General features: G+C 66.1%; 19 protein-coding genes. 11 read left to right on the top strand and 8 right to left on the bottom strand.

The window, feature by feature from the left end:
• Positions 1–9 precede the first annotated feature (9 nt).
• The 5 genes from F3I62_RS09315 to F3I62_RS09295 all read left to right on the top strand — a co-directional run bounded on the left by F3I62_RS09315 (position 10) and on the right by F3I62_RS09295 (position 6,258).
• On the top strand, positions 10–1,764 hold the full coding sequence (locus tag F3I62_RS09315; RefSeq protein ID WP_160489366.1) for a carbamoyltransferase: 1,755 nt from the start codon (positions 10–12) through the stop codon (positions 1,762–1,764).
• Entirely contained in the window at positions 1,751–2,659 is a 909-nt protein-coding gene (locus tag F3I62_RS09310) for a glycosyltransferase family 2 protein (protein WP_160489365.1), read from the top strand. The genes F3I62_RS09315 and F3I62_RS09310 overlap by 14 nt, the downstream gene beginning before the upstream one ends.
• A 154-nt stretch (positions 2,660–2,813) precedes the next feature.
• Positions 2,814–3,929: a hypothetical protein gene (locus tag F3I62_RS09305; protein ID WP_256667720.1), complete on the top strand. Its 1,116-nt coding sequence runs from the start codon at positions 2,814–2,816 to the stop codon at positions 3,927–3,929.
• Between the two features lie 42 nt (positions 3,930–3,971).
• Entirely contained in the window at positions 3,972–5,078 is a 1,107-nt protein-coding gene (locus tag F3I62_RS09300; RefSeq protein ID WP_160489364.1) for a capsular biosynthesis protein, read from the top strand.
• A 1-nt stretch (position 5,079) separates the two neighbouring features.
• A complete protein-coding gene (locus F3I62_RS09295) occupies positions 5,080–6,258 on the top strand; it encodes an O-antigen ligase family protein (RefSeq protein WP_160489363.1) in 1,179 nt (392 codons plus the stop codon).
• 190 nt (positions 6,259–6,448) lie between these two features.
• Here F3I62_RS09295 and F3I62_RS09290 read toward each other — a convergent pair whose 3' ends face one another.
• Positions 6,449–7,060: a lipopolysaccharide kinase InaA family protein gene (locus tag F3I62_RS09290; protein ID WP_160489362.1), complete on the bottom strand. Its 612-nt coding sequence runs from the start codon at positions 7,058–7,060 to the stop codon at positions 6,449–6,451.
• 34 nt (positions 7,061–7,094) lie between these two features.
• Between F3I62_RS09290 and msbA the strand changes: the two genes are divergently transcribed.
• The 4 genes from msbA (at position 7,095) to hldE (ending at position 12,706) form a co-directional block, all read left to right on the top strand.
• Positions 7,095–8,921, top strand: a complete 1,827-nt coding sequence (msbA, locus tag F3I62_RS09285; protein ID WP_160489361.1) for a lipid A export permease/ATP-binding protein MsbA — start codon at positions 7,095–7,097, stop codon at positions 8,919–8,921.
• Positions 8,921–9,817 carry a GNAT family N-acetyltransferase gene (locus tag F3I62_RS09280; RefSeq protein WP_160489360.1) on the top strand — a complete coding sequence of 299 codons (897 nt, stop codon included), beginning with the start codon at positions 8,921–8,923 and terminating at the stop codon, positions 9,815–9,817. Before msbA ends, F3I62_RS09280 begins: the two co-directional genes overlap by 1 nt.
• Before the next feature lie 4 nt (positions 9,818–9,821).
• Positions 9,822–11,222, top strand: a complete 1,401-nt coding sequence (locus F3I62_RS09275) for a PIG-L deacetylase family protein (protein WP_160489359.1) — start codon at positions 9,822–9,824, stop codon at positions 11,220–11,222.
• Between the two features lie 62 nt (positions 11,223–11,284).
• Positions 11,285–12,706 (top strand): bifunctional D-glycero-beta-D-manno-heptose-7-phosphate kinase/D-glycero-beta-D-manno-heptose 1-phosphate adenylyltransferase HldE, encoded by a 1,422-nt coding sequence (gene hldE, locus F3I62_RS09270; RefSeq protein WP_160489358.1) that lies wholly within the window; start codon positions 11,285–11,287, stop codon positions 12,704–12,706.
• 45 nt (positions 12,707–12,751) lie between these two features.
• On the opposite strand, the gene F3I62_RS09265 is transcribed toward hldE, so the two are convergent.
• The 3 genes from F3I62_RS09265 to F3I62_RS09255 are packed head-to-tail and all read right to left on the bottom strand — an operon-like array spanning position 12,752 to position 15,705.
• A complete protein-coding gene (locus F3I62_RS09265) occupies positions 12,752–13,657 on the bottom strand; it encodes a metal ABC transporter ATPase (RefSeq protein ID WP_160489357.1) in 906 nt (301 codons plus the stop codon).
• A gap of 57 nt (positions 13,658–13,714) precedes the next feature.
• A complete protein-coding gene (locus tag F3I62_RS09260) occupies positions 13,715–14,533 on the bottom strand; it encodes an aldo/keto reductase (protein ID WP_160489356.1) in 819 nt (272 codons plus the stop codon).
• Positions 14,530–15,705 carry an FAD-binding oxidoreductase gene (locus F3I62_RS09255; protein ID WP_160489355.1) on the bottom strand — a complete coding sequence of 392 codons (1,176 nt, stop codon included), beginning with the start codon at positions 15,703–15,705 and terminating at the stop codon, positions 14,530–14,532. The genes F3I62_RS09260 and F3I62_RS09255 overlap by 4 nt, the downstream gene beginning before the upstream one ends.
• Positions 15,706–15,855: 150 nt before the next feature.
• On the opposite strand from F3I62_RS09255, the gene waaA reads away from it, so the two are divergent.
• Positions 15,856–17,136, top strand: coding sequence for a lipid IV(A) 3-deoxy-D-manno-octulosonic acid transferase (gene waaA / locus F3I62_RS09250; protein ID WP_160489354.1), 1,281 nt, complete (start codon positions 15,856–15,858; stop codon positions 17,134–17,136).
• On the opposite strand, the gene F3I62_RS09245 is transcribed toward waaA, so the two are convergent.
• Together F3I62_RS09245 and F3I62_RS09240 are read right to left on the bottom strand one after the other, a co-directional pair.
• Complete coding sequence (locus F3I62_RS09245) at positions 17,104–17,658, bottom strand: metal-dependent hydrolase (protein WP_160489353.1); 555 nt, start codon at positions 17,656–17,658, stop codon at positions 17,104–17,106. The genes waaA and F3I62_RS09245 overlap by 33 nt on opposite strands.
• Positions 17,655–19,199 carry a histidine kinase gene (locus F3I62_RS09240; protein WP_160489352.1) on the bottom strand — a complete coding sequence of 515 codons (1,545 nt, stop codon included), beginning with the start codon at positions 19,197–19,199 and terminating at the stop codon, positions 17,655–17,657. Before F3I62_RS09240 ends, F3I62_RS09245 begins: the two co-directional genes overlap by 4 nt.
• Positions 19,200–19,365: 166 nt before the next feature.
• Between F3I62_RS09240 and serB the strand changes: the two genes are divergently transcribed.
• Positions 19,366–20,580 (top strand): phosphoserine phosphatase SerB, encoded by a 1,215-nt coding sequence (serB, locus tag F3I62_RS09235; RefSeq protein WP_160489351.1) that lies wholly within the window; start codon positions 19,366–19,368, stop codon positions 20,578–20,580.
• Between the two features lie 33 nt (positions 20,581–20,613).
• Here serB and F3I62_RS09230 read toward each other — a convergent pair whose 3' ends face one another.
• Positions 20,614–21,687 carry an NAD(P)-dependent alcohol dehydrogenase gene (locus F3I62_RS09230; RefSeq protein WP_160489350.1) on the bottom strand — a complete coding sequence of 358 codons (1,074 nt, stop codon included), beginning with the start codon at positions 21,685–21,687 and terminating at the stop codon, positions 20,614–20,616.
• A gap of 115 nt (positions 21,688–21,802) precedes the next feature.
• Positions 21,803–23,869 (bottom strand): EAL domain-containing protein, encoded by a 2,067-nt coding sequence (locus tag F3I62_RS09225; protein ID WP_160489349.1) that lies wholly within the window; start codon positions 23,867–23,869, stop codon positions 21,803–21,805.
• Positions 23,870–23,873 lie beyond the last annotated feature (4 nt).

Genomic DNA, 23,873 nt, shown 5'->3' with positions numbered 1-23,873 from the left:
TTTTCACCTGTGGCACTGACGATTCTTGGCCTGTCCGGCGCGCTCAGTCACGATCCTTCCGCCGCCCTGTACATCGACGGCAAACTGATAGCGGCGGCGGAAGAAGAGCGCTTCGTGCGCGACAAGCACGCGAAGAACCGCATGCCCTACGAGTCGGCCAAGTTCTGCCTGGAGCAGGCCGGGATCAAGCCGGGCGACGTCGACGTGGTGGCCATCCCCTTCGCGCCGATCAGCATCTTCGAGAAGGCCCGCTGGCAGTACGCCAAGCGCTACTGGTACGCGCCGGACCGCGCCCTCGACGCCATCCTCATGGGCAACCGCCGCTACAAGCGCTACTACAAGCACATCCAGTGGTGCCTGCAGCAGCTCGGCTTCGACCTGAAGAAGATCAAGATCGAGCCGGTCGAGCACCACCTGGCCCACGCCGCCAGCGCCTACCACTGCTCGGGCTTCACCGAGAAGACCGCGATCCTCGGCATCGACGGCAAGGGTGAGTACGCCACCACCTTCTTCGGCTACGGCGAGAACGGCAAGATCCACAAGATCAAGGAATTCTACGACCCGGACTCGCTCGGCGGCCTGTACGGCGCGATCACCGAATTCCTCGGCTTCGAGATGCTCGACGGCGAGTTCAAGGTGATGGGCATGGCGCCCTACGGCGACGCGGCCAAGTACGATTTCTCGCGCCTGGCCAAGTTCGAGAACGGCGAGCTGATCATCAACACCGACTACGCCAACGTCATCGGTTTCCGGCGCTACAAGGAAAACGGCAAGGGCTACTACTTCTCGCCCAAGCTGATCGAGTGGCTGGGCCCGAAACGTCAGGGCGACATCGCCGACGACCCCTACATCCACTACGCCGCCAGCATGCAAGCACTGTTCGAGAAGCTGGCGCTGGAGATGATGGATTACTACCTCGGTGACATCATCAAGGAAACCGGCAAGATCGCCTTCGCCGGCGGCTGCGCGCTGAACGTCAAGCTGAACCAGAAGATCATCGCCCGTCCGGAAGTGAAGGAGCTGTTCGTCCAGCCGGCTTCCGGTGACGCCGGTACCTCGGTCGGCGCAGCCGCCTACGTCTCGCACCAGCGCGGCGTACCGGTGGAGAAGATGGAACACGTCTACCTCGGCCCGTCCTACTCCAACGAGGATGTGATCGCTGCCTGTGCCCGTCACCCGAGCAAGCCGGTGTTCAAGCAGATCGACAACATGCCGCAGCGCATCGCCAGGATCATGGTCGACGCCAACCCGGTGGCCTGGTTCCAGGGCCGCATGGAGTTCGGTCCGCGCGCCCTCGGCGGTCGCTCGATCATCGGCTGCCCGAGCGTGGCGGGCGTGGCCGACCGGATCAACGAGCAGATCAAGTTCCGCGAGCGCTGGAGGCCGTTCTGCCCGTCGATGCTCGACACCGTCGGCCCGCAGATGCTCAAGGTCGATCACCCGAGCCCGTTCATGACCTTCACCTTCGAAGTCAACGAAGAGTGGAAGAGCCGCGTCGGCGAAGTGGTGCACGAGGACGGTACCTCGCGCGCCCAGGTGCTCAAGCGCGAGTACAACCCACGCTACTACGACATGATGCTGGAGCTGGAGAAACTCACCGGCAACGGCGTGTCGCTGAACACCTCGCTGAACCGCCGCGGCGAGCCGATGATCTGCTCGCCGACCGACGCCCTGAACATGTTCTACGGCTCCGACCTGCAGTACCTGATCATGGAAGACATCCTCGTGGTCAAGGATGGCAAGGACTGGTATGACCACGTCTAAGCCGCTCGTCAGCGTTGTCATTCCGGCCTACAACTATGCGGCGACTTTGCCGCGTGCGGTAGATTCGGTCATGCCACAGCTCAATGAACGGGCTGAGCTGCTGGTCATTGATGATGGCTCGACAGACGCCACGCCAGATGTGCTGCTTACCCTGCACGAGCGGCATCCTGGAGGCTTCCGCTCCATCCGGCAGGACAATGCGGGCCTGGCGGCTGTACGCAATAGGGGGATAGACGAGGCCCGGGGTGACTATCTGGTCTTCCTCGATGCCGATGATGAAATGGTCGAAGGGGCGCTGGCGGAGCTGACGGCACACCTAGACCAACATCCGGATACACGTCTGGTCATCGCCGGGCATTATTCCGTGCGTGAAGATGGGCGTGTTGCCCTGCATCGCCCGCACGCTTTGCCCGCGGGCGAGCTGGCGCGGGTGAAGGCCTATCTGCTGGACAAGACGCTGGCCGTCTCGAATGGCGCTTGTGCCATGCACCGCGAGGTCTTCACCCACGGACGTTACCCGGAGTCTTTCCGCAATGCCGAAGACATCCCGGTCTTTGCCCAGGTGTTTGCGCGTTACCCCTGCAGCTGTCTGGCCAGCCCTATGGCTCGTATCTACAAGCACGGAGACAGCCTGCGCCACAATCTGACCTATGACTTGCAGATCGGCGAGCGGCTGGTCGATGAGGTATTTGCCAGCGGGCGGCTGCCCGAAAGCGTGCAGTGCCTGCGTCGGGCCTTTACCGCGCAGCGTTACCTATCGCTGTTTCGTAACTTCCTACTGGCCGGGCAGCGCGACCAGGCCAGGCATTTCTACCGTCAGGCATTACGCGCCGATTGGCGCGCTGCGCTGCGCTGGTCTTATACGCGCAAGGCGGTAAAGCTGTGGCTCTCTTGAATGCAGGAGTCATGCATGCGTAGGTCTGGCACGGCACCACATGGATAGTCCGCTACGTGCATTGCAGGCTTTCCTCTTGGATCGGCCCAGGAGGCGTGGCAAGGGCTGGCCCGGTGTGATCAGGCTTGCCTTGCAGCTATGGAGCAAGGCCGTCATGGCTTGGTTGGTGTGTCGCCGGGGCACTGGAGAGCAAGGGTGTTGTGATGTTCTGCTGATCCACCCATCGTGCAAGTCCTATCTGCAGGGGCGCAAGAAACCATTGGTGGCCGCCTTGCGGGCGCGCGGGATGCGAGTCGAAGAGTTTGTCGAGGACAGCGAGCGCAGGCTGATTTTCGCCCGACAACTCGCCGTACCGCGACGCCCCGTGCCCTTTCTGCTGCATTTCTACGCGGCGCATGCGGCCTATCTGCTCCAGCGCTACAGGCCCAAGGTCGTGCTGACCGAACGCAATGCCTGGGTCGTTCCCAGTCTTGTGAAGGCGCTGCGCGAAGAGGGCGCGCAGGTCATGCATCTGGCTCATTCGGTGCCTTCCGGGCAGTCCAGTCGTTATGATTATTTCGATTACGACTACTATGCGCTGTTCGGGAGAAGCTCCTTCGAGTACCTGGCATCTATTCCCGGCCGTTTTGGCTCGTGCGTCACTGTTTTTGCCGGGCCGTACTACCTGTCGGATCGTCTGCAGCCTGAAGCGCCTGTAAGCAGTCCAGGTGGAAGGCCGCAACTGCTCTTTCTTGGTTCAGGGCCCGATTACGAACAGACTCCGGACTATCTGGAGTGCTGTGCGTGGGTCATGAAGTGGTTGCAAGAGCACCCAGATGCCGATTTGACGGTAAAGATTCATCCGCGGGCCTCTGGCCACCCTTGGGTGGCCCATGCAACAGCTAACGCAAGGGTTCGCATGCTTGCGGGCAGTGTGAGTCTGGATGAATGTGCCGGAAGGTTTGATCTGGTGCTGTGCGGCTACACCAATGCCGTGCTGGACGTCGCTCGCGCAGGCATTCCCTTTGTCTTGCTGGGCAACGATGAAGACTACTTCTCGGTCGAGCGTTTCGGTTTGCCCAGGTGTCGAGTCGAAAGCCAGTTGGCTAGCAGTATTGAAGGCGTTGCCAAGTCCCCTGAGGATTACCGGCGTAGCCTTGCGCAGTTCATGGCATTTCATATCGATCAATCGGAGCGGCCATTGGCATCGCTGGTGGAGTGCGTGGAACAGCTCGTTGGTGGTCATGCTCTGCCAGGAGAGAAGTTGTCGGCTGAAATAGGTCGGCACTGAGGGCGGAGCGCCATCTTGTTCGAATCAAACCAAGGGTCGTCTATGAAAGTGCTGTTCCTGGCTCTGGCCAAGCACCAGAACCTGTACTTCAACAAGCTGCTGGAGCAGCCAGGCATGCAGGGCAAGGTGGTGACCCCCGGGCAGATGCCTTGGCCGGCGCTGGGCGCATTGTTCCGGGTGATTGCGCGAGTCAACTGGTCGGTACTGGTTGAGGAGAAATGCCAGGAACGACGTATCAAGGGCAAGTACGAGGGGTGGCTCTATCGCCTGTTGTTGCGCCTGGAAATGCTGGTAGTTGCTCTGCGCGCGCAGGCGCTGCTGGCGCGAGAGTGCCCGGATGCGGTAGGGGTGTGGAATGGCTCAAGCCGTCACTGCCAGTTGCTGTTGTCGTTGTTGCCAGCCGACTGCCGTACTTTCTTCTTTGAGAACGGCCTGTTGCCGAACACCACCACGGTCGATACGCGCGGAGTTAACTACCGCAACTCGGTGCCGCGCGATGCCGAATTTTACCGTCATTACCAGGCGCCGGCCGGTGCTGCCGAGGCACAGCTCACTCTGGTCCCGCGCAAGTCGCGCAGCGCGGGGGGCGCACCGATCAAGCTGCCCGAGCATTTTGTCTTCATCCCGTTTCAGGACGACCGTGATACCCAGGTGCGTCTGTTCTCGCCCTGGGTCGGCGATATGCGCGAATTGTTCGCTCTGGGGGAGCGCCTGGTTGCCGAGACCGGCTTGACCGTAGTGTTTAAGGAGCATCCGTCTAGTCGTGAAACCTATCCGGACCTGCAGTTGCGGACCCATGAGCGCTTGCTGTTTGCTAACGGCAATCCGACCCAGGAGCTGATCCAGGCCAGTCAGTTCGTCATTACCCTGAACTCTACGGTCGGATTGGAAAGTCTGTTACTGGGCAAGCCACTGCTGACCTTGGGTCAGGCATTCTTCAATATCCCTGGTCTGGTGATGCATGCCGATACTGTCGAGGAGTTGCTGGCCGTTGCTCGGGCTTTCCCTGAGTGGTCGCTGGAGGCGCCGGTACGCGAGGGTTTCCTGCGTTACATGGCGGCCGAATACTGCGTGCCGGGTAGTTGGAAAAGTGCCGATCAGGTCCATCTGGATCTAGTGGCAGCGCGGATGTTGCGGCGGGATTCTTGAAGTGTTGAAGCTGTTGTCGCTACGCCAGGAGGTCCTAGCACGTTGGGCTGTAATCGGCCTGCTGATACTGCTCTGTGCGCCCTGGGTGCTGCCGAGCAGCAAGCTCTACCACCAGTTGACTGCTGTGTTTCTCTGGTTGCCGGCCTTGCTGGCCTTGTTCCATAACGACTTCCGTGCACGCCTGAGGCAGCCGGAGATCCTGCTGTTCGCCGCTCTGGCGCTATGGACTCTGCTGGTGCTGCTGGTGCAGGGCGCGGCTGAGCCGCAGAGCAAGGTCAAACTGCCCTTCTATGTGGCCCTGTCCCTGCTCGGGGTGATGCTGGCGGCGCTTGATGTCCGCTGGTCGCTGGAAAGCTTGTTGCGCCTGTGTGTGTGGCTGGGTGGTCTAGGGGCCGCAGCGTCCACGCTGTACTACTTTGGTGCTGGGCCTGCGCCAGGTCAGCGTCTGATTGCGTTGGGACTGTGGGACACGGCCATCATGGCTGCTCATGCAGTGGGCGCACTCAGTCTGCTGGGGGTATTCCTCTATATCCGCCCGATCAATAAGCCTGCGCTGAGCGTTTCACTGGCGCTGGTCGCGCTGGCTTATGTGGTCTTTCTAGGTTTGAACCATACTCGTGGTGTCTGGCTGGCACTCTTTGTTGCGCTGATTTTTTTGTTGCTCGCCAAGCCAACGCGGAAAGGGTTCCTGGTTATTTTGCTGATGCTCGTCGGGGTGGCAGCGCTAGCTATTGTTGAGCCGCAGAGCATTGTGGAGCGAGGGGTGTCGTACCGGCCGACTCTGTGGATGGGCGGGATTCAGCTGTTCAGTGACAATTGGCTGTTGGGGCTGGGCTTCAAACCTTACGAGATTGCTGTGCCGGCCATCCATGTCTCGTTCAAGCATCCACACAATCTGTTTCTGGATATCGCCGTGCGCCTGGGGCTGCCCGGGTTGATGCTGTTCAGTCTGCTCTGGCTGGCAACGTTGTGGCGTGCCTGGCTGAACCGTGGTGAGCCCTTGGGGCGGGCGCTGCTGGCCTTGTGGACATTCGCCAGCGTGGCTCTGCTCACCGATGGTATCGGCCTGTGGCTCAAGCCCAATGCCGACTGGTTGATCACGTGGTTGCCGATTGCCCTGGGCATGGTCCTGGCCATGCGTTGTGCAGCGGTCAATGTGGAGGACAAGAGCGAGCGCTGATGGCATGGCCTGCCTGCATGGGCAGGTAGCGGTTGTCGCGGAGGAGGATTGCGTGACTGAACCAGGCGAACGGCTGGCTGGGCCTTTACCGTCATCGTACAGGGGCTACACCATCCGGGTTTTTGCGCCTACAGCCTATACCTCCGCAGAGTCGCTTGCCGACCAGCGTAATGCCCTGGCTTCGTCCCGCTCAGGCAGGCGAGCTGCTGACCACTCTATAGGCCGCCAGCAGTTCGTCCCAGGGGAAGTTCTGGACTTTGCGGCGCTGCAGGTAGTTCTGCAAATGCGCAAAGTTGCGCCGGACCATGGCGCGGCGAAGTGGTCCTCGTTTGAAGCGGATGTCGAGGAAGTCGATCAGGCCGAACTGCCGTTCTGCCGTGAGCAGGATGTTGCCCAGGTGCAGCGAGCGGAAGTAGATGCCTTTCTGGTGCAGGCTGTGGATATAGGCCGCCAGTGCTGGTAGTTGCGCATCGAATAGCGGGCGCTGCTGGTGGAACAGCTTGTCCAGCGGCGTGCCGGCCAGCGGTTGGTAGCGGCAGGCACTGATCACCTGATCGCGGTTCAGCCAGGCACACTCTTCGATCTGTGGCGTGGGGATACCGAGTTGCTGCAGGCGTTCGGCGTTGCGTTGAAAGCGCACGGCCTCGGGCAGCCAGCGGGCGAGTAGGGGGCGGCGGCTGCGGAATATCTTCAGGAAGCTGCCATCGGCCAGGTGCACGACTTTCGGGCCGTGGCTGTCTTGTTCAAGGACTTCACCGTTCTGCAGCCAGTTTTGCAGTTCGTTCGCTGATACAATCCGCATCTTGTTTCTCTAGTCGTGGTACAGGGCTCGCCGAATGGCCAATTCTAACCAGCAATCCAGCCTCAGGGTTTATTTGCGATTGCTGAAATACGTGATCCCGTACTGGGGGCTGTTCGCCATCAGTATCTTGGGGTTCCTGATTTTTGCATCGACCCAGCCGATGCTGGGTTACATCCTCAAGTACTTCGTCGATGGTCTGGCCAACCCGGGGGCCAGCTTTTTCGCCGAGGTCCCGTACCTGAAAGACGTGCCCTTTCTCGTTGAGCTCAAGCTGCTACAGACCGTGCCGCTGCTGATCGTGCTGATCGCGCTGTGGCAGGGAATCGGCTCGTACCTGGGCAACTATTTTCTCGCCCGGGTCTCGCTGGGCCTGGTGCATGACCTGCGGGTGGCGTTGTTCAACAACCTGCTGGTGCTGCCCAACCGCTATTTCGATAACCACAACTCCGGGCACCTGATTTCGCGCATTACCTACAACGTGACCATGGTCACTGGCGCCGCCACCGATGCGATCAAGGTGGTGGTGCGCGAAGGGATGACCGTGGTGTTCCTGTTCGCCACCCTGCTGGTTATGAACTGGAAGCTGACCTTGGTGATGCTGGCAATTCTGCCGCTGATCGGCCTGATGGTGACCAGCGCAAGCCGCAAGTTTCGCAAGCAGAGCAAGAAGATCCAGGTGGCGATGGGCGACGTCACCCATGTCGCCTCCGAAACCATCCAGGGCTACCGCGTGGTGCGCAGCTTTGGTGGCGAAGCCTACGAGCAGGGGCGCTTCTTCGCCGCCAGCGATAGCAACCGGCAGAAGCAGCTGCGCATGACCAAGACCGGCGCGGTGTACACACCCATGCTGCAACTGGTGATTTACAGCGCCATGGCCGTGCTGATGTTTCTGGTGCTGTTCATGCGCGGCGATGCCTCGGCAGGCGATCTGGTGGCCTACATCACCCTCGCCGGGTTGTTGCCCAAGCCGATTCGCCAGCTGTCCGAGGTCAGTTCGACCATCCAGCGCGGGGTAGCCGGGGCCGAGAGCATCTTCGAGCAGCTCGACGAGCAGCAGGAGGTTGACCGTGGCACTGAGGTGCGCGAGCGGGTCAGCGGCCGTCTCGAGGTGCGCGACCTGATCTTCCAGTATCCGGGCACCGAGAAGCCGGTGCTGAACAACATCTCTTTCGTCGCCGAGCCCGGGCAGATGGTGGCCCTGGTAGGGCGCTCCGGCAGCGGCAAGTCGACCCTGGCCAACCTGATCCCACGCTTCTACCACCACGAGCTGGGGCAGATCCTGCTGGATGGTCTGGATGTCGAGCAATACGGCCTGCGCAACTTGCGCCGGCATATCGCCCTGGTCACCCAGCACGTCACCCTGTTCAACGACAGCGTGGCCAGCAACATCGCCTATGGCGATCTGGCCGGCGCGCCGCTGGAGGATGTGCGCAAGGCGGCCGAAGCCGCTTTCGCCGCCGAGTTCATCGAGAAGCTGCCGCAGGGGTATGACACCCAGGTTGGCGAGAACGGCGTGCTGCTCTCCGGTGGCCAGCGCCAGCGCCTGGCTATCGCCCGAGCGCTGCTGAAGGATGCGCCGCTGCTGATTCTTGACGAGGCCACTTCCGCCTTGGACACCGAGTCGGAGCGGCATATCCAGGGCGCCCTGGATCAGGTGATGAAGGGCCGCACCACTCTGGTCATCGCCCACCGCCTGAGCACCATCGAGAAGGCCGACCTGATCCTGGTGATGGACCAGGGGCAGATCGTCGAGCGGGGCACCCATGGACAGCTACTGGCGCTCAATGGCTACTACGCACGCCTGCACGCCCGGCACTTCGAAGAGATTGGCGAGCCAGCAGCCCTGGAGCAGAACAACTGATGCTGAGCCACTGGCGTGCCTGGCGTGAGCGCGGTTGGACGGAGATCGATGCGGCGGCCTATGCCGCGGCTTGGTCGCGCTTCGGTGGCAGTGTCGCCACTCACCCGCTGGTGGTCGAGCGCCTGGCCGGGCTAGCCGCGATTCCGGTGCGCTATCTGGGCTGGCAGCAGAGTGGCGAGCTGGTGGCGGCGATCCCCACCTGGGGGCGTTATCTGGCCCTGGCCAAGGATGTGCTCAAGCAGCAGGGCAAGCGCGGCCTGTACGACCTGGGCAATGCCGAGCTGATCCTGCCGGTGGCGCCGGGCGTTCGGCTGCCGCTACGGCACCGCGCGCGCTATGTCTCGCCGCTGAATGCCGGGCAGGTAAGTACCCTGCGCGAGCAACCGGAAGGGCTGGCCCTGGCCCGCGAACCGGAGGCATACAGCAAGAAGTTCCGCTACAACCAGCGCCGCGAGCAGCGCCTGCTGGAGGAGGCGGGGGGCGTGATCCGGCCGATGCTGGAGCTGTCTGCCGAGGAGCAGGCGCGTATCTACGCTGACCTGTTCCAGCGCCGCTGGGGCTTCGAGGCCACCGGCAAGGCGCACCTGGCCGAGGTCTTTGGCCTGCTGCGCGAGTTCATGACCGGCTCGTTGATCTATCTGAACGACGAGCCGGTGGCGATCCAGGTTCTCTACCGGGTGGAGGCGCCGAAGTGGGTCAGCCTGGAGTACATCAATGGTGGGGTCGATCCGCAGAACCGCGAATTCAGTCCCGGCAGTGTGCTCAGCTTCGTCAATACCCAGGCCGCCTGGAGCGAGGCGCGGGCCTTGGGCAAACCGCTGCGCTATTCCTTCGGTCGCGCCGACCGCGAATACAAGGACCGCTGGTGCAACCGCGTTGCGGTCTATCAGGTGTGACGCCATGAGTGGACGCAAACAGCAGTTGCTCAAGCGCCATCGTCGGCATAAACGTATCGCCTTGCTGGCGGCCTTGGTGCTGTTGGCCTTGCTGGATGTGCTGCTGGCCTGGTGGCTGGTGCCGTTGCTCCTGTTGCTGGGCTGGATCGCCCATGAGGCCTGGTTTGCCGATCACCTGTTCTATTCGCCCCGGGATGACTACCGCTATGACTTTCCGGCCGGGACGCCGCAGTTCGCGGTGCGTGTGGAGGCGGGAAGGCTGTTTGTCGAGGGTGATTTCGCCGCTGCCGATACGCTAGTCCTCGAATGCACTGTGCGTGCAACCTGGCTGGGACGGTTGTTCGATCCGCAGGTGTGGCTGGGTGATGATCGCCAGGACTTCGAGCGCGGTGTCGATGGCCGGCGTTACCTCAACCTCTCCGGGCAGGCTGCGGCGCTGGCGGCGGGTGAGCTGATGCTGCGCGGGCGTTATTGCCGGCTGGTGAGAGTGGCGCGCCTGTTCGCCCTCAGCAATGCCGACTATAGCGAGCGGCGGGTGATGGTCATCGCCCCGCATGCCGACGATGCCGAGCTGGCCGCCTTCGGCCTGTACAGTGGTGCCGCCGAGACCAGCATCGTCACCCTGACCCAAGGCGAAATCGAAGCCGATGGCTACCGGGGGCTGGGCCTGAACAGCCAGCAGGCGGCGCAGCTCAAGGGCCGCCTGCGCGCCTGGGACAGCCTGGCCATCCCGCTGTGGGGTGGCGTGCCGCAGCAGCGTTGCGTGCAGCTTGGCTACTACTGCCTGCAGTTGCCGGCGATGGCCGAACAGCCCGAACAGGGCTTCGCTTCCCGCGAGTCTGGCGCCAGCGATATCCGCAGCGTGCGCCGCCACAACCCACTGACCCTGCCTGGCGATGCCGATGGCCAACCCAGCTGGCGCAACCTGATAGCCGATCTGGCGGCGTTGCTTGAGCACTTCCGTCCGGAAGTGGTGGTCACCCCGCATCCCGAACTGGACCCGCACAGCGACCATGTCGCCGCTACCCGCGCCTTGCTTGAGGCTATCCAGCTCAGCGCCTGGCAGCCGAAAACCCAGCTTCTGTATGCCAATCATCTGCACGACAACGACCGTTGGCCGATGGGGCCGGCTGGCAATGGCATCGCCTTGCCACCCGCCATCGAGGCGTTGCCTGCCGATGGTCTATGGAGTCCGAGCCTGAGTGCCGAAGTGCAACTCGACAAGGCCATGGCCCTGGCCATGCAGCACGATCTGCAAGGGCCGTTACCGCTGAAGAGAAAGTTGCGGCGTTTGATCCAGCGCCTGCTGGCCGGGCGGCGCTGGCCCGCGACCGGTGAGGACGAATTCTTCCGCAAGGCCGTGCGTCGCCACGAACTGTTCTGGGTGCGTCCGTTGGGCGAGTGAGCCCGGGCCGCTTTTACCCCACATGTTATGATCCGCGGCGATTTTGCCGCTCCGGAGTACCCATGAAGTTGTCCATGCCCCGTTACGATCAAGCCCCCGTTCTGGTGGTGGGCGATGTCATGCTCGACCGTTATTGGCACGGCGGCACTTCGCGGATTTCCCCGGAAGCGCCGGTGCCGGTGGTCAAGGTCGAGCAGATCGAGGACCGTCCGGGTGGCGCGGCCAACGTCGCGCTAAACATCGCCGCCCTCGGTGCGCCGGCGCTGCTGGTCGGCGTGACCGGGCGCGACGAGGCGGCCCACAGCCTCACCGACAGCCTGCATGCGGCCGGGGTGCAGGCGCATTTCCAGCGCATCGACGACCAGCCGACCATCGTCAAGCTGCGCGTCATGAGCCGCCACCAGCAGCTGCTGCGCATGGACTTCGAGGAACCCTTCCATACCGATGCCGAGGCCCTGGCCGCCGACGTCGAGGCGCTGCTGGACGGGGTCAAGGTGCTGGTGCTGTCCGACTACGGCAAGGGCGCGCTGCAGAACCACCAGGCCCTGGTGCAACTGGCGCGGGCCAAGGGCATTCCGGTGCTGGCCGACCCCAAGGGCAAGGATTTCTCCATCTACCGCGGAGCCAGCCTGATCACGCCGAACCTCAGCGAGTTCGAGGCCATCGTCGGCCATTGCGCCGATGAAGCCGAGCTGGTCAGTCGGGGTGCCAAGCTGATGCTGGAGCTGGAGCTGGGCGCCTTGCTGGTCACCCGTGGCGAGCATGGCATGACCCTGCTGCGCCCGGATCACGGCCCGCTGCACCTGCCGGCGCGTGCTCGCGAGGTATTCGATGTGACCGGTGCCGGCGACACGGTGATCTCCACCCTGGCCGCCAGCCTGGCCGCCGGCGAGGAGCTGCCGCAGGCGGTGGCGCTGGCCAACCTGGCTGCCGGCATCGTGGTCGGCAAACTGGGCACCGCGGCCATCAGTGCGCCGGAACTGCGCCGGGCGGTGCAGCGCGAGCAGGGCTCCGAGCGCGGCGTGGTCAGCCTGGAACAGTTGCTGGTGGTGATCGAGGATGCCCGCGCCCACGGCGAGAAGATCGTCTTCACCAACGGCTGCTTCGACATCCTCCACGCCGGCCATGTGACCTACCTGGAGCAGGCTAGGGCCCAGGGCGATCGCCTGGTGCTGGCGGTCAACGATGATGCCTCGGTCAGCCGCCTGAAGGGGCCGGGCCGGCCGATCAACGCGGTCGACCGGCGCATGGCCGTGCTGGCCGGCCTCGGCGCGGTGGACTGGGTGGTGAGCTTCGCCGAAGACACCCCGGAAAACCTGCTGCGGGCGATCAAGCCGGATGTGCTGGTCAAGGGCGGCGACTACGGCATCGAGGGCGTGGTGGGCGCCGATATCGTCCGCGCCTATGGCGGCGAGGTGCGGGTGCTGGGTCTGGTGGCAAACAGCTCGACCACCGCCATCGTCGAGAAGATCCGCAGCAAGTAAGGCTTGCCCTCCTGCGTGCCCGCGGCTGCCTGCCGCCGGCACACTTCAGCCGGCCCTGCGCCCCGGCTCCTGCGGTTCCTGGTGCAGCCGTGCCAGCCAGTCCTTCCAGGCGATGCGCTCGTCACGCACCAGCCAGTTCTCCTGCTCGGCAAAACTCTCCGACAGCCACAGCCCGCGGCAGCTGGCCGGCCGCAGTTCGCCGCGCCTGAGGGTGAACAGTTCGCCGCTCGGCCGGCCCTGGCGCAGCGGCAGCAGGTAGAGATCGGGCCGGCGGCGCTCCAGGCGGGCGACCAGCGTGCCGTCCTCCAGGCATTCGTCGACGTGGAACAGGCTGGGCTGGCGGCAGTCCCGGGGCAGTTCCAGGCGCAGGTCGTAGACCAGTTGCAGCGAGGCCGTGGGCAGGTGCACGTAGGCCTGCGGCCGCTCCAGCAGCTTCAGGTTGGCGCACTGTACCGGGCGTGCCGCGCCGCTCAGCGGGGCGAGGCGGAAGTGACTGCGTTCGCGGTAGCGCAGGCTGGGCTGGTAGGGCGTCGGCAGCCAGGTGTCGCCGAAGCGCCCACCCAGCCAGCCGTCGGCGGTCTCGATCAGGCACTCCTCGGCGACTTCCTGGAGGGCGGTGAGCAGCGGCAGGTTCAGTTCATGGGCTGGCACGTAGCCGGAGATCAGCTTGAGCACCACGTCGCCGCGATCCGGGCGGCGCTGGCGCACCAGCAGCCAGTAGTCACGCCCCTGCCAGTCGAGGGTCAGGCGCACCGAGACGCCGAGGTTGGCCAGTGCCACGGCGAACTGCCGGCTGTCACTCACCTCGATCGGGCGGCGCCGCTCCTGCATCTGCGCGAAGTTCAGCGGCAGGCCCTGGCTGCGATAGTGCAGGCCGTCCGCGCCGGCGTTCACCTGCAACGCCAGGGTCTGGAAGGCGCCAGGGTCTTTGCGGGCCAATAGTCTCGGCATGTCGGCTCCTGCGGCTGCGGGCGGTGCGTACTGCCGGCGCGGTGGGCTGGCAGCGATTTACCGGAGTTTTGCAGTGTAGCCGCGGATCACCGCGGCGGCGGCGGCCACGTTCGCCGCCAGGTGTTGCGGGTTGATGGTGCCGACGATGGCGCTGCTCACCGCCGGGTGGGCGAACAGCAGCTCGAAGCTGGCGCGCACCGGGTCCTGGCCGGCGGCCAGGCAGGCATGGCCGCTGGCCAGAGCTTTCTTGATCAGGATGGCCTTGCCCTGGGTGGCGGCGTAGTCGAGCACCGGCTTCTCGGCCTGCTCGGCGAGGTTGTAGGTGACCATCGCGCAGTCGCCCCGCTCGAGGGCCAGCAGGCCGCCCTCGACGGTCTTGCCGGAGAGGCCGAAGGCGCGGATCTTGCCTTCGCGCTTGAACTCGGCCAGCGCCTCGTAGAGGCCGCTGTCCTGCAGGATGGCCAGGTCGCGACCGTCCGAGTGCACCAGCAGCAGGTCGATGCAGTCGGTTTCCAGGCGCTTGAGGCTGCGCTCCAGGGACAGGCGGGCATGGGCCGGGGTGAAGTCGTAGTGCGACAGGCCGGCCTCGAACTCCTCGCCGACCTTGCTGACGATCACCCAGTCCTGGCGCTGGCCGCGCAGCAGCGGGCCCAGGCGCTGCTCGCTGACGCCGTAGGCCGGGGCGGTGTCGATCAGGTTGATGCCCAGCTCGCGGGCCTGGGCCAGCAGGTTGCGCGCGGCGGCATCGTCGGGAATGGTGAAGCCATTGGGGTACTTCACCCCCTGGTCGCGGCCGAGCTTGACCGTGCCCAGGCCCAGCGGCGACACCCGCAGGCCGGTCGCGCCCAGCGGGCGATGCAGGTCGTGCAGGCTCATGGCAGCAGCTCCTCCCACACCGGGCGGGCCATGGCGGGGCGCGGCAGCTCGGGCAGCGGCGGTTGCGCGCTGGGCCGGATGCCATCGCGGCTCAGGGCGGCCAGCACCCGGTCGCTGAAGTCCGGGGCCAGGGCCAGCTTGGTCGGCCAGCCGACCAGCAGCCTGCCCTGGTCGGCGAGGAAGGCATTGTCCGGGCGCACCAGGCCGGATTGCGCCGGCTCGGCGCGGTCGACGCGCAGGGTGGCCCAGCGCGCGTCGGCCAGGTCGATCCACGGCAGCAGGTCGCCCAGTTCCTTCTGTGCGGCGCGGATCTGTGCGGCTGCGTCGCGGGCCACGCCGTCGGCTTCGGCGATATCGCCACCGAGGTACCAGACCCACTGGCCATCTGCCGCCGGATGGGTAGTCACGGTGACCCGCGGCTTCGGCCCGCCGCCCAGGCAGTGGGCATACAGCGGCTTCAGGCTCGGCCCCTTGACCAGCACCATGTGCAGCGGGCGCAGCTGCTGGGCCGGCTGGCTGACGCCGAGGGTGGCGAGCAGGGCAGCATTGCCCTGACCTGCGCTGAGCACCACGCGCTGGGCGCGGATCTCGCGGCCATCGACGATCAGTCCGGCCAGCTCGCTGTGCTCGCGCAGCGGGGCGATTTCGCGGCCGGCCAGCAGGCTGTCGCCGGCGAGTGTGGCCAGCCGCGTGATCAGGCTGGGCACGTCGAGCACCAGTTCGGCCAGGCGATAGACCTTGCCCTTGAATTTCGCATGCTGCAGCGCCGGCGGCAGCTGCTCGCCCTTGACCTGGTCGACCCGCCCGCGTACCGCCTTGCTGGCGAAGAAGCTGGTCAGGTTGCCGGCCAGGCTGCCGGGCGACCACAGGTAGTGGGCCTCGGACAGCAGGCGTACGCCGCAGAGGTCCAGTTCGCCACTGCCGGCCAGGGCCTCGCGCCAGCGCCGCGGCATATCGGCGATGGCCTCCGAGGCGCCGGTCAGCGCGCCGTGCAGGGCGTACTTGGCGCCGCCGTGGATGATGCCCTGGGACTTCACGCTCTGCCCGCCGCCGAGGCTGGCGTTTTCCACCAGCAGGGTGGCGTAGCCCAGCTGGCGCAGGCGGGCATTGAGCCAGAGGCCGGCGATACCGCCGCCAACGATCAGGACATCGGTGCTGAGAGCTTGGGACATGCGCAACGGCTCGCTGAAAAACAGGCGCGCAGTATAACGCCTCGGCTGCCTGCCGGCGGCCCCGGCATCCATGGCGATGCCCGGATAGCGGCCGGAGCCCAGGCAGGTTGGCGCGCATTCCGCCACGCGCCTTTGCTAAGCTGCGCGCCCATGAATAGATCGCTCTATACCCTGCTGCTGCACCTGGCCCTGCCGGTCATCTGTCTGCGTCTGCTGTGGCGGGCCTGGCGGGCGCCGGCCTACGCTCGGCGTGTCGGCGAACGCTTCGCCCTGGGCCTGCCGCCGCTGCGCCGCGGTGGCATCTGGGTGCATGCGGTGTCGCTGGGCGAAAGCATCGCCGCCGCGCCGCTGATCCGCGAGCTGCTGCAGCGCTACCCGCACCTGCCGATCACCGTCACCAGCATGACGCCGACCGGCTCGGAGCGGATCCAGGCGCTGTTCGGCGACAGGATCCAGCACTGCTACCTGCCCTATGACCTGCCCTGGGCCTGCGCGCGCTTTTTCCGCCGGGTGCAGCCGCGGCTGGCGCTGATCATGGAGACCGAGCTGTGGCCGAACCATATCCACCAGTGCGCCAGGCAGGGCGTGCCGGTGGTGCTGGCCAATGCGCGGCTGTCCGCGCGCTCGGCGCGTGGCTACGCCCGCTTTGCCGGGCTGACCGCGCCGATGCTCGCCGAGCTGAGCCTGATCGCCGCGCAGACCGAGGCCGAGGCCGAGCGCTTCCGCCAGCTCGGGGCGCGCCCCGGCTGCGTGGCGGTGACCGGCTCGATCAAGTTCGACCTGCAGGTGGATGCCGCGCTGCAGCAGCGCGCCAGCCAGTTGCGCGGCGAATGGGGCGCGCAGGCGCGGCCGGTGTGGATCGCCGCCAGCACCCATGCCGGCGAGGACGAGATCATCCTGGCGGCCCATCGCCAGTTGCAGACGCGCTTTCCCGAGGCGCTGCTGATCCTGGTGCCGCGCCACCCGGAGCGCTTCGCCGCGGTGTTCGAGCTGTGCCTGCGCGAAGGCTTCGCCACGGCGCGGCGTTCGTGCCAGGAGGCGGTGTCGACGCAGACCGGCGTGCTGCTCGGCGATACCCTCGGCGAGCTGCTGTTCCTCTATGCCCTGGCCGATCTGGCCTTCGTCGGCGGCAGCCTGGTCGAGAACGGCGGGCACAATCTGCTGGAGCCGGCCGCCTTGGGCAAGCCGCTGCTGAGCGGGCCGCACCTGTTCAATTTCCTCGAGATCGCCAACCAGCTGCAGGCCGCCGGCGATCTGCTGCAGGTACGCGATGCCGGGGAGTTGCTGGGCGCCCTGCAGCAGCTGTTCGCCGAGCCCGAGCGGGCCGCGCAGATGGCCGCCGGCGGGCTGGGCGTGTTGCGCGCCAACCAAGGCGCGCTGGGGCGCCTGCTCGACGGCCTAGAGCGCCTCTTGCCGCACGCGCCGGCCTGAGGCCTGCCAGGCGCGCAGGGCGATGCCGCTCAGCGCCAGGGTCAGGCAGGGCAGCCAGACCCAGCGCGCCTCGCTGGCCAGCACGGCCAGGCCGCGGGCGCTGAAGAAGCCGCGCACGAACGGCGACACCTCGATCGGCCGCCAGGGCAGGAAGAAGCGCTGCTCGCTCCATGGCCACAGCCAGGCGACGCCCAGGCCGCCGTCGGTGGCCGCATCCAGCAGGCTGTGCGAGGCGGTCGCCAGGGCTATGCAGATGAAGGCCTTGAGCGGGCCGCAGGCCAGTAACCGGCAGGCGAGGGCGCCGAGTAACCCGGCGATACCGGCAAATAACAGAGAGTGACTGAAGCCGCGGTGGCCGAACGCGTCGGCATAGGCGATGCCCAGCTTGAAGGCCAGCACGTCGGCATCGGGCAGCAGGGTGCAGAACAGGCCGGCCAGCAGCAGGCGTGGCGGGATCACCCGTGCCCCGAGGGCCAGCCCGACTGCCAGCAGCGGCAGCGGGTGGCTGATCAGGGTGGTCACGGCTGGCCGCGATGCTCGTGCATGCGGGTCAGCTGGCGTTCCAGCAGCGACGGGTAGGGCTCGAGCAGGCGCTCGACGCAGCTGGCGCCTTCCGGGCTGGCGATCGGGCGGATGCGCGCGCGCTGGCGCAGCAGCGGGTCATCGCCGATCGCCCGCTGCACCAGCAGCAGGTTGCGGCTGTGCTGGGACAGGGCCAGGGCGTCCTGCGCCGCTTCGCTGAGCAGCAGTTCGGCCTGGCTGGGGATGATTTCCTGGTCGCTGCAGGTCAGGCCCAGCTGCAGTTGCAGGGTGATGCCGCTGTCCGCGACCTCGATCTGCAGGGCATGGCCGAGGGCGCGCATCAGCTCGCCGCAGCACAGGGCGTGGGTCAGGTAGTCCTCGCCGCTGTGGCTGCTGCTGAACAGCATCAGGCTGCTGCCGTCGTTGAGGGTGTACAGCTTGCCCTGGTACAGCGCGGCGGCCTGTTCCAGGCAGTCGCGGTAGCGCTGCAGCAGTTCCAGCAGGCGCGAGCGCGGCAGATGGCGCAGCTGCTCCTGGGCGCCGAGCTGGATGGCCAGCACGGCACTGAGCACCGGCACGCTGGCCGGCGCCTCGGCGAAGTCTGCGGGGGCGGCGGCTGCCAGCGGCGCGCCGTCCTCGACCGGGCGCAGGTCGGCGAATGGATCGTCCTCTGCCTGACCGCTGCGCGGCAGGTCGCGGTCTTCTTCCAGGTAATTCTCGACGCGCTCGTCGAAGTCCGGCTCGTGGAGGTCGGGCACGCGGAACTCGGGCTCGGCGGGTTCGTCGACGTAGAACGCCTGCTCGTCGGCGAAATCGTCGGCCACGGCGGGCGCCACCACCGGTGGTTTTTCCGGCACCAGGCGGGCCTGCAGCTGGCGGGCGAGGTCGCCGATCTCGTCCTGGCGGCCGGCGCCGGGCGCCGGGTCGTCCGGGTCGCGCAGCCACAGGCGCAGTTGCAGCAGCGGGGTGGAGATGTAGCGGCCGAGGCGCAGGCTCAGCGACAGGGCCAGGGCCAGCAGGATCAGGCTGAGCAGGCCCATGCTCTGCAGGCTGATGGTCATCGGCTGCTGGAACTGCTGCATGTCCAGGCTGATGCGCAGCTGCCCGGCGATCACTTCCTGGAAGGTGATCGGCGTCGAGTAGAGGCCTTCGGTGTCGCCCAGCAGGCCCTGGCTGGGGCGCGAACCGGCTTCGGCGAGGATGCGGTTGTCCACGCTGTAGATGGCCGCATGGGCCACCAGCGGGTTCTTCACCAGGTTGCTGAGCAGCACGTTGAGGCTGAGGATGTCGTTGGACACCAGCAGCTCGGTGGCCGAGGCGGCGGTCTGCACGGTCAGGCTCTGGCCGAGGGCGTCGGCCTGCTGCTGCATGGCCTGCTTGAACTGCATGCCCATCACCCAGGCGTAGATCACCAGGGCCAGGGCCACCAGCAGCAGGCTGTGGCTGGCGATGCGCAGGGCCAGAGGCACGCGCCGCTGGCGCAGGGCGTGAAACAGCAGCAGGAAGAAATTGTCGGGTTTGACCTGGGCTGGCCGGTTCACAGAGCGCGGCTCTTCTTGAATGGAATTGCCGCGCAGTATAACCACCACCCCCAGGCGGGCAAAGCGCCGTGCATGCCCCGGCAGCGCTGAAACTGGTTAGAATGTGCGCCTTTTCATGGGGCCGCCGGCCCCGTGCGGATCATCTGGCAAGCTGGGAGTGAACGCCTTGCGCGAAATCGTCCTGATCAACATCACCGGGGAAGATCGTCCCGGGCTGACTGCAGCCATCACCGGCGTGCTGGCGCAGGGCGGGGTGAATATCCTCGACATCGGCCAGGCGGTGATCCACGACACCCTGTCGTTCGGCATCCTGGTCGAGATCCCGGATACCGAACAGGCCTCCTCGGTGCTCAAGGATGTGCTGTTCACCGCCTACAAGCTGGACCAGCAGGTGCGCTTCACCCCGGTTTCGGAAAGCGACTACCAGCAGTGGGTCGGCGGTCAGGGCAAGCCGCGCTACATCGTCACCCTGCTGACGCGCAAGGTCACCGCCGAGCAGTTGCAGCGGGTCAGCTCGATCACCGCCAAGTACGGCCTGAACATCGATCACATCGACCGCCTGTCCGGGCGCATGCCGCTGGATACGCCGGCCAACCAGGGCAAGGGCTGCATCGAGTTCTCCGTGCGCGGCGAGCCGGCCGATGCCGCCGCGCTGCGTGCCGAGTTCCTCAGCGTGGCCCAGGAACTGGACGTCGACATCGCCTTCCAGCGCGACTCGCTGTTCCGTCGCAACCGTCGCCTGGCGGTGTTCGACATGGACTCGACGCTGATCGAGGCCGAGGTGATCGACGAGCTGGCCAAGGCCGCCGGCGTCGGTGCGCAGGTTTCCGAGATCACCGAGCGGGCGATGCGTGGCGAGCTGGACTTCCGCGCCAGCTTCAAGGAGCGCATGGCCCTGCTGCAGGGCCTGCCGGAGACCGTGCTGGCCGAAGTCGGCGCCACGCTGCGCCTGACCGAGGGTGCCGAAGTGCTGTTCGCCGAGCTCAAGCGCCTGGGCTACAAGACCGCCATCCTCTCCGGCGGCTTCACCTACTTCGCCCGGCAGCTGCAGGCCAGGCTGGGCATCGACTATGTGTTCGCCAACGAGCTGCAGATCGTCGACGGCAAGGTCACCGGCCAGGTGGTCGAGCCGATCGTCGACGCCCAGCGCAAGGCCGACCTGCTGCGCGAGCTGGCGGCCAAGGAAGGCTTGCGCCTGGAGCAGACCATCGCCGTCGGCGACGGTGCCAACGACCTGCCGATGCTCGGCCTGGCCGGCCTCGGCGTGGCCTTCCGCGCCAAGCCGTTGGTCAAGCAGTCGGCCAAGCAGGCGATTTCCACCCTGGGCCTGGACGGCATCCTCTACCTGCTCGGGTTCCGCGACCGCGACGGCCACGAGTGAACGGGCCGGGAGCGCGGGCTCCCGGCATCCGGCTCAGGGCTTGATCGCCACCTTCAGCACCCCGTCGCGCTGGTTGGCGAACAGCTCATAGGCGGCCTCGATGTCGTCCAGCGCGTACTGGTGGGTCACCAGCGGGCCGAGATCGACGTGCCCCGAGGCCACCACGTTGAGCAGGCGGCGCATGCGCTCCTTGCCGCCGGGGCAGAGCGAGGTGACGATCTTGTTGTCGCCGAGGCCGGCATGGAAGGCGCCCAGCGGAATGACCAGGTCGCTGGAGTACACGCCCAGGCTGGACAGGGTGCCGCCTGGCTTGAGCACGCGCAGGGCGCTCTCGAAGGTGGCTTGCTGGCCCAGGGCCTCGATGGCGGCATCCACGCCGCGCCCGCCGGTGAGCCTGAGGATTTCCTCGACCACATCGACGTGGTGGAAATTGAGGGTGACATCCGCGCCCATCTGCCGGGCGATCGCCAGGCGCGAGTCGACGCCGTCCACTGCGATGATGGTGCTGGCGCCGCGCAGCTTGGCGCCGGCGGTGGCGCACAGGCCGATCGGGCCCTGGGCGAAGATCACCACGCTGTCGCCGATCTTGATCTTGGCCGCCTCGGCGCCGGCAAAGCCGGTGGACATGATGTCCGGGCACATCAGCACCTGTTCGTCGCTCAGCGCATCCGGTACCGGCGCCAGGTTGGCCTGGGCGTCGGGCACCAGCACGTATTCGGCCTGGGTGCCGTCGATGCTGTTGCCGAAGCGCCAGCCGCCCATGGGCTTGTAGCCGTGGCAGCTGCAGCCGCCGTCCTGGGAGGACAGCCCGTCCTGGCTGGCGTAGGAGGAAAAGTTCGGGCAGATGGCGCCGGCGATCGCCCGCTGGCCTTCCTGGTAGCCCCGCACGTTGCGCCCGAGTTTCTCGATGATGCCCACCGGTTCGTGGCCGATGGTCAGGCCCCTGGCGACCGGGTATTCGCCCTTGAGGATGTGCACGTCGGTGCCGCAGATGGTGGTGGTGGTGATGCGCAGCAGGGCATCGTCGGGGCCCACTTCCGGGATCGGCTTGTCCTGCAGCTCGATGCGTCCGGGGGCGACGAAAACGGCGGCTTTCATCATGGCCATGGCGGGAGTCCTGTGCGCGCGATTGGAGCGTACAGTCTAGGCGGCCCTTGCGGCGGGGAGGTGACCGGGGTCAATGGGCGCGGCCGGGCAAGCGCCCGGCCGCGCCTGCCAGGCCTTACTCGTCGCCGGCCGAGAAGTCGTAGTCCATCGACTGGCTGGGGCCCTGCAGGTAGTGGCCCTGGATGTAGTTGACCCCGGCCTGCCAGAGGGTCGCCAGCACGCTGGCGCTCTCGACAAAGGGCACGATGGTCAGCTTGGCCTGGGCGTGCAAGCTGGCCAGCAGGGTTTTCAGGGCCTCCTGGTTCTCGGCCTGGGACAGGTCCTGGGTGAACGAGCCGTCGACCTTGACGAAGTCGACGTTGAGGTACTTGAAGGTGTTGAACGGGTTCAGCGCACAGCCGAACTGGCCCAGGGCCACCTTGCAGTGCAGCTCGGCCAGCCCCTGGGTCAGGGCCTTGGCCTGCTTCAGGTAGGCGATCGCGTCGGGTTCGCTGATCTGGAACACCAGGGTGTCCGATGGCAGGCGGGCAGCCTTGAGCGCCACGCTGAGCCAGGGCAGCAGGGTCTGGTCCTGCAGGCTGCTGGTCGACAGGTGCACGAACAGGCGGGTGCTGTGGCCCTTGCTGCGGTGCTCGGCGAGCAGCTTGATCGAGTTGAGGATCACCCAGCGGTCGATCTTCTCGGCCAGTCCGGCGTCCCGGGCGGCGGCGAGGAAGTCGGCCGGGGCCACTTCCTGGCCCTGCGGGCTGAGCAGGCGCAGCAGCACCTCGTAGTGTTCGTCGCTGTCGCCGCGCAGGCTGATGACCGGCTGGAACAGCAGGCGGAAGCTGTTGTTTTCCAGGGCCTGCTGGACCATCGCCACCAGGCTGCCGCGGCTGGCCGCCGCGGCCAGTTCGTCGGCCGGGTTGTACAGCTTGATCGCGTTGCCGTCGCCGAGTTCGTCGGCGCAGCGGTGGGCGCGGTCGACCACGTCCTGGGCGCGGGCGGTCTTCTCGTTGAGCCCGGCGACGCCGATCGACAGGGTGGTCTGCACCGTGCGGCCGTTGACGTCGAACAGGTGCCCCTCGACCTTCTTCAGCAGGCTGCCGAGTTGCTCCTGGGTCTGCTCCGGCGCCAGGCCGGGCAGCAGCACGCTGAACACGTCATCGGCAAAGCGCGCCAGCTGGGCATCGGCGGCGAAGTGGGTGCGCAGCAGGTTGCCCAGGTCGGTGAGCAGCAGGTCGATGCCCGCCAGGCCGACTTCGCCGACCATCGCGGTATAGCGGTCGATGCGGATGTAGGCCAGGCTCGACGGCACGCCGGCATTCACCGCGCGCTCGGCGGCGGCGTCCATCAGGCCGATGAAGTGGGTGCGGTTGAACAGGCCGGTGACCAGGTCCTGGCTGCTGATCTCGCGCAGCTTCTCTTCCAGCTCGGCGTTGCCGCTTTCGGCGCGGATCACCACCTGGATGCAGGGCTCACCGTCGTAGGTGGCGGGGGAGAAGCTCATGCGCGCCTGGAAGCACTTGCCGTTGGCCTTGATGCCGGTGCAGGCCAGCTCGGCGCTGCCGTCGTTACTGTAGTTCTTGAGGAAGTCCTTGAAGGCGCCCTGGTCCTGCGCGGCGATCAGGTCGATCATCGGCATGCCTTCCAGCTCGTCGGCATCTTCGTAGGCGAACAGCTGCAGGTAGGCGCGGTTGGCGTAGATGTGCATGCCGTCGTGCACGTAGGTGATGGCATCCACCGAGCTTTCCAGCAGCAGCTGGCAGCGCTTCTCCGCTTCGCGCAGGGCCACCTCGGCGACCCGCCGCGCGCGGCGTTCCTCGAGGTTGGCCAGCTCGCGGTTGGCGACCAGGATCAGGCGCTCATCCTCGCCCTGGGGGATGGCATCCTGGGCGCCGAGTTGCAGGGCCTCGGTGATGTCGTCAGAGTCGTTGCCGGCCACCAGCAGGATGATCGGGATGTCCTTGGCCTGGCGGCGAATCGCGGTAATCGCTTCGCTGGGTTCGAGGTGCTCGCTGCTGGGCGCGGTGATCAGCAGGTCCCAGCTCTGCTGCAGGGCTTCGGCCAGGTTGTCGCTCGAGGTAATGCGGTGCACGCGGGTGGCGCGCCCGGCATTGCGGAACAGACTGACGAGTCGCTCGGCCTCGTTCTGCGAGTCTTCAAGAATCAGCAGGCGGATGGTTTTTTTTTCGATGGCCATGGTA

It is taken from the genome of Pseudomonas sp. R-28-1W-6 (genome assembly GCF_009799925.1).
In the GTDB taxonomy this organism is placed as follows: domain Bacteria; phylum Pseudomonadota; class Gammaproteobacteria; order Pseudomonadales; family Pseudomonadaceae; genus Aquipseudomonas.
This window is presented reverse-complemented; position numbering and strand designations above follow the sequence as displayed.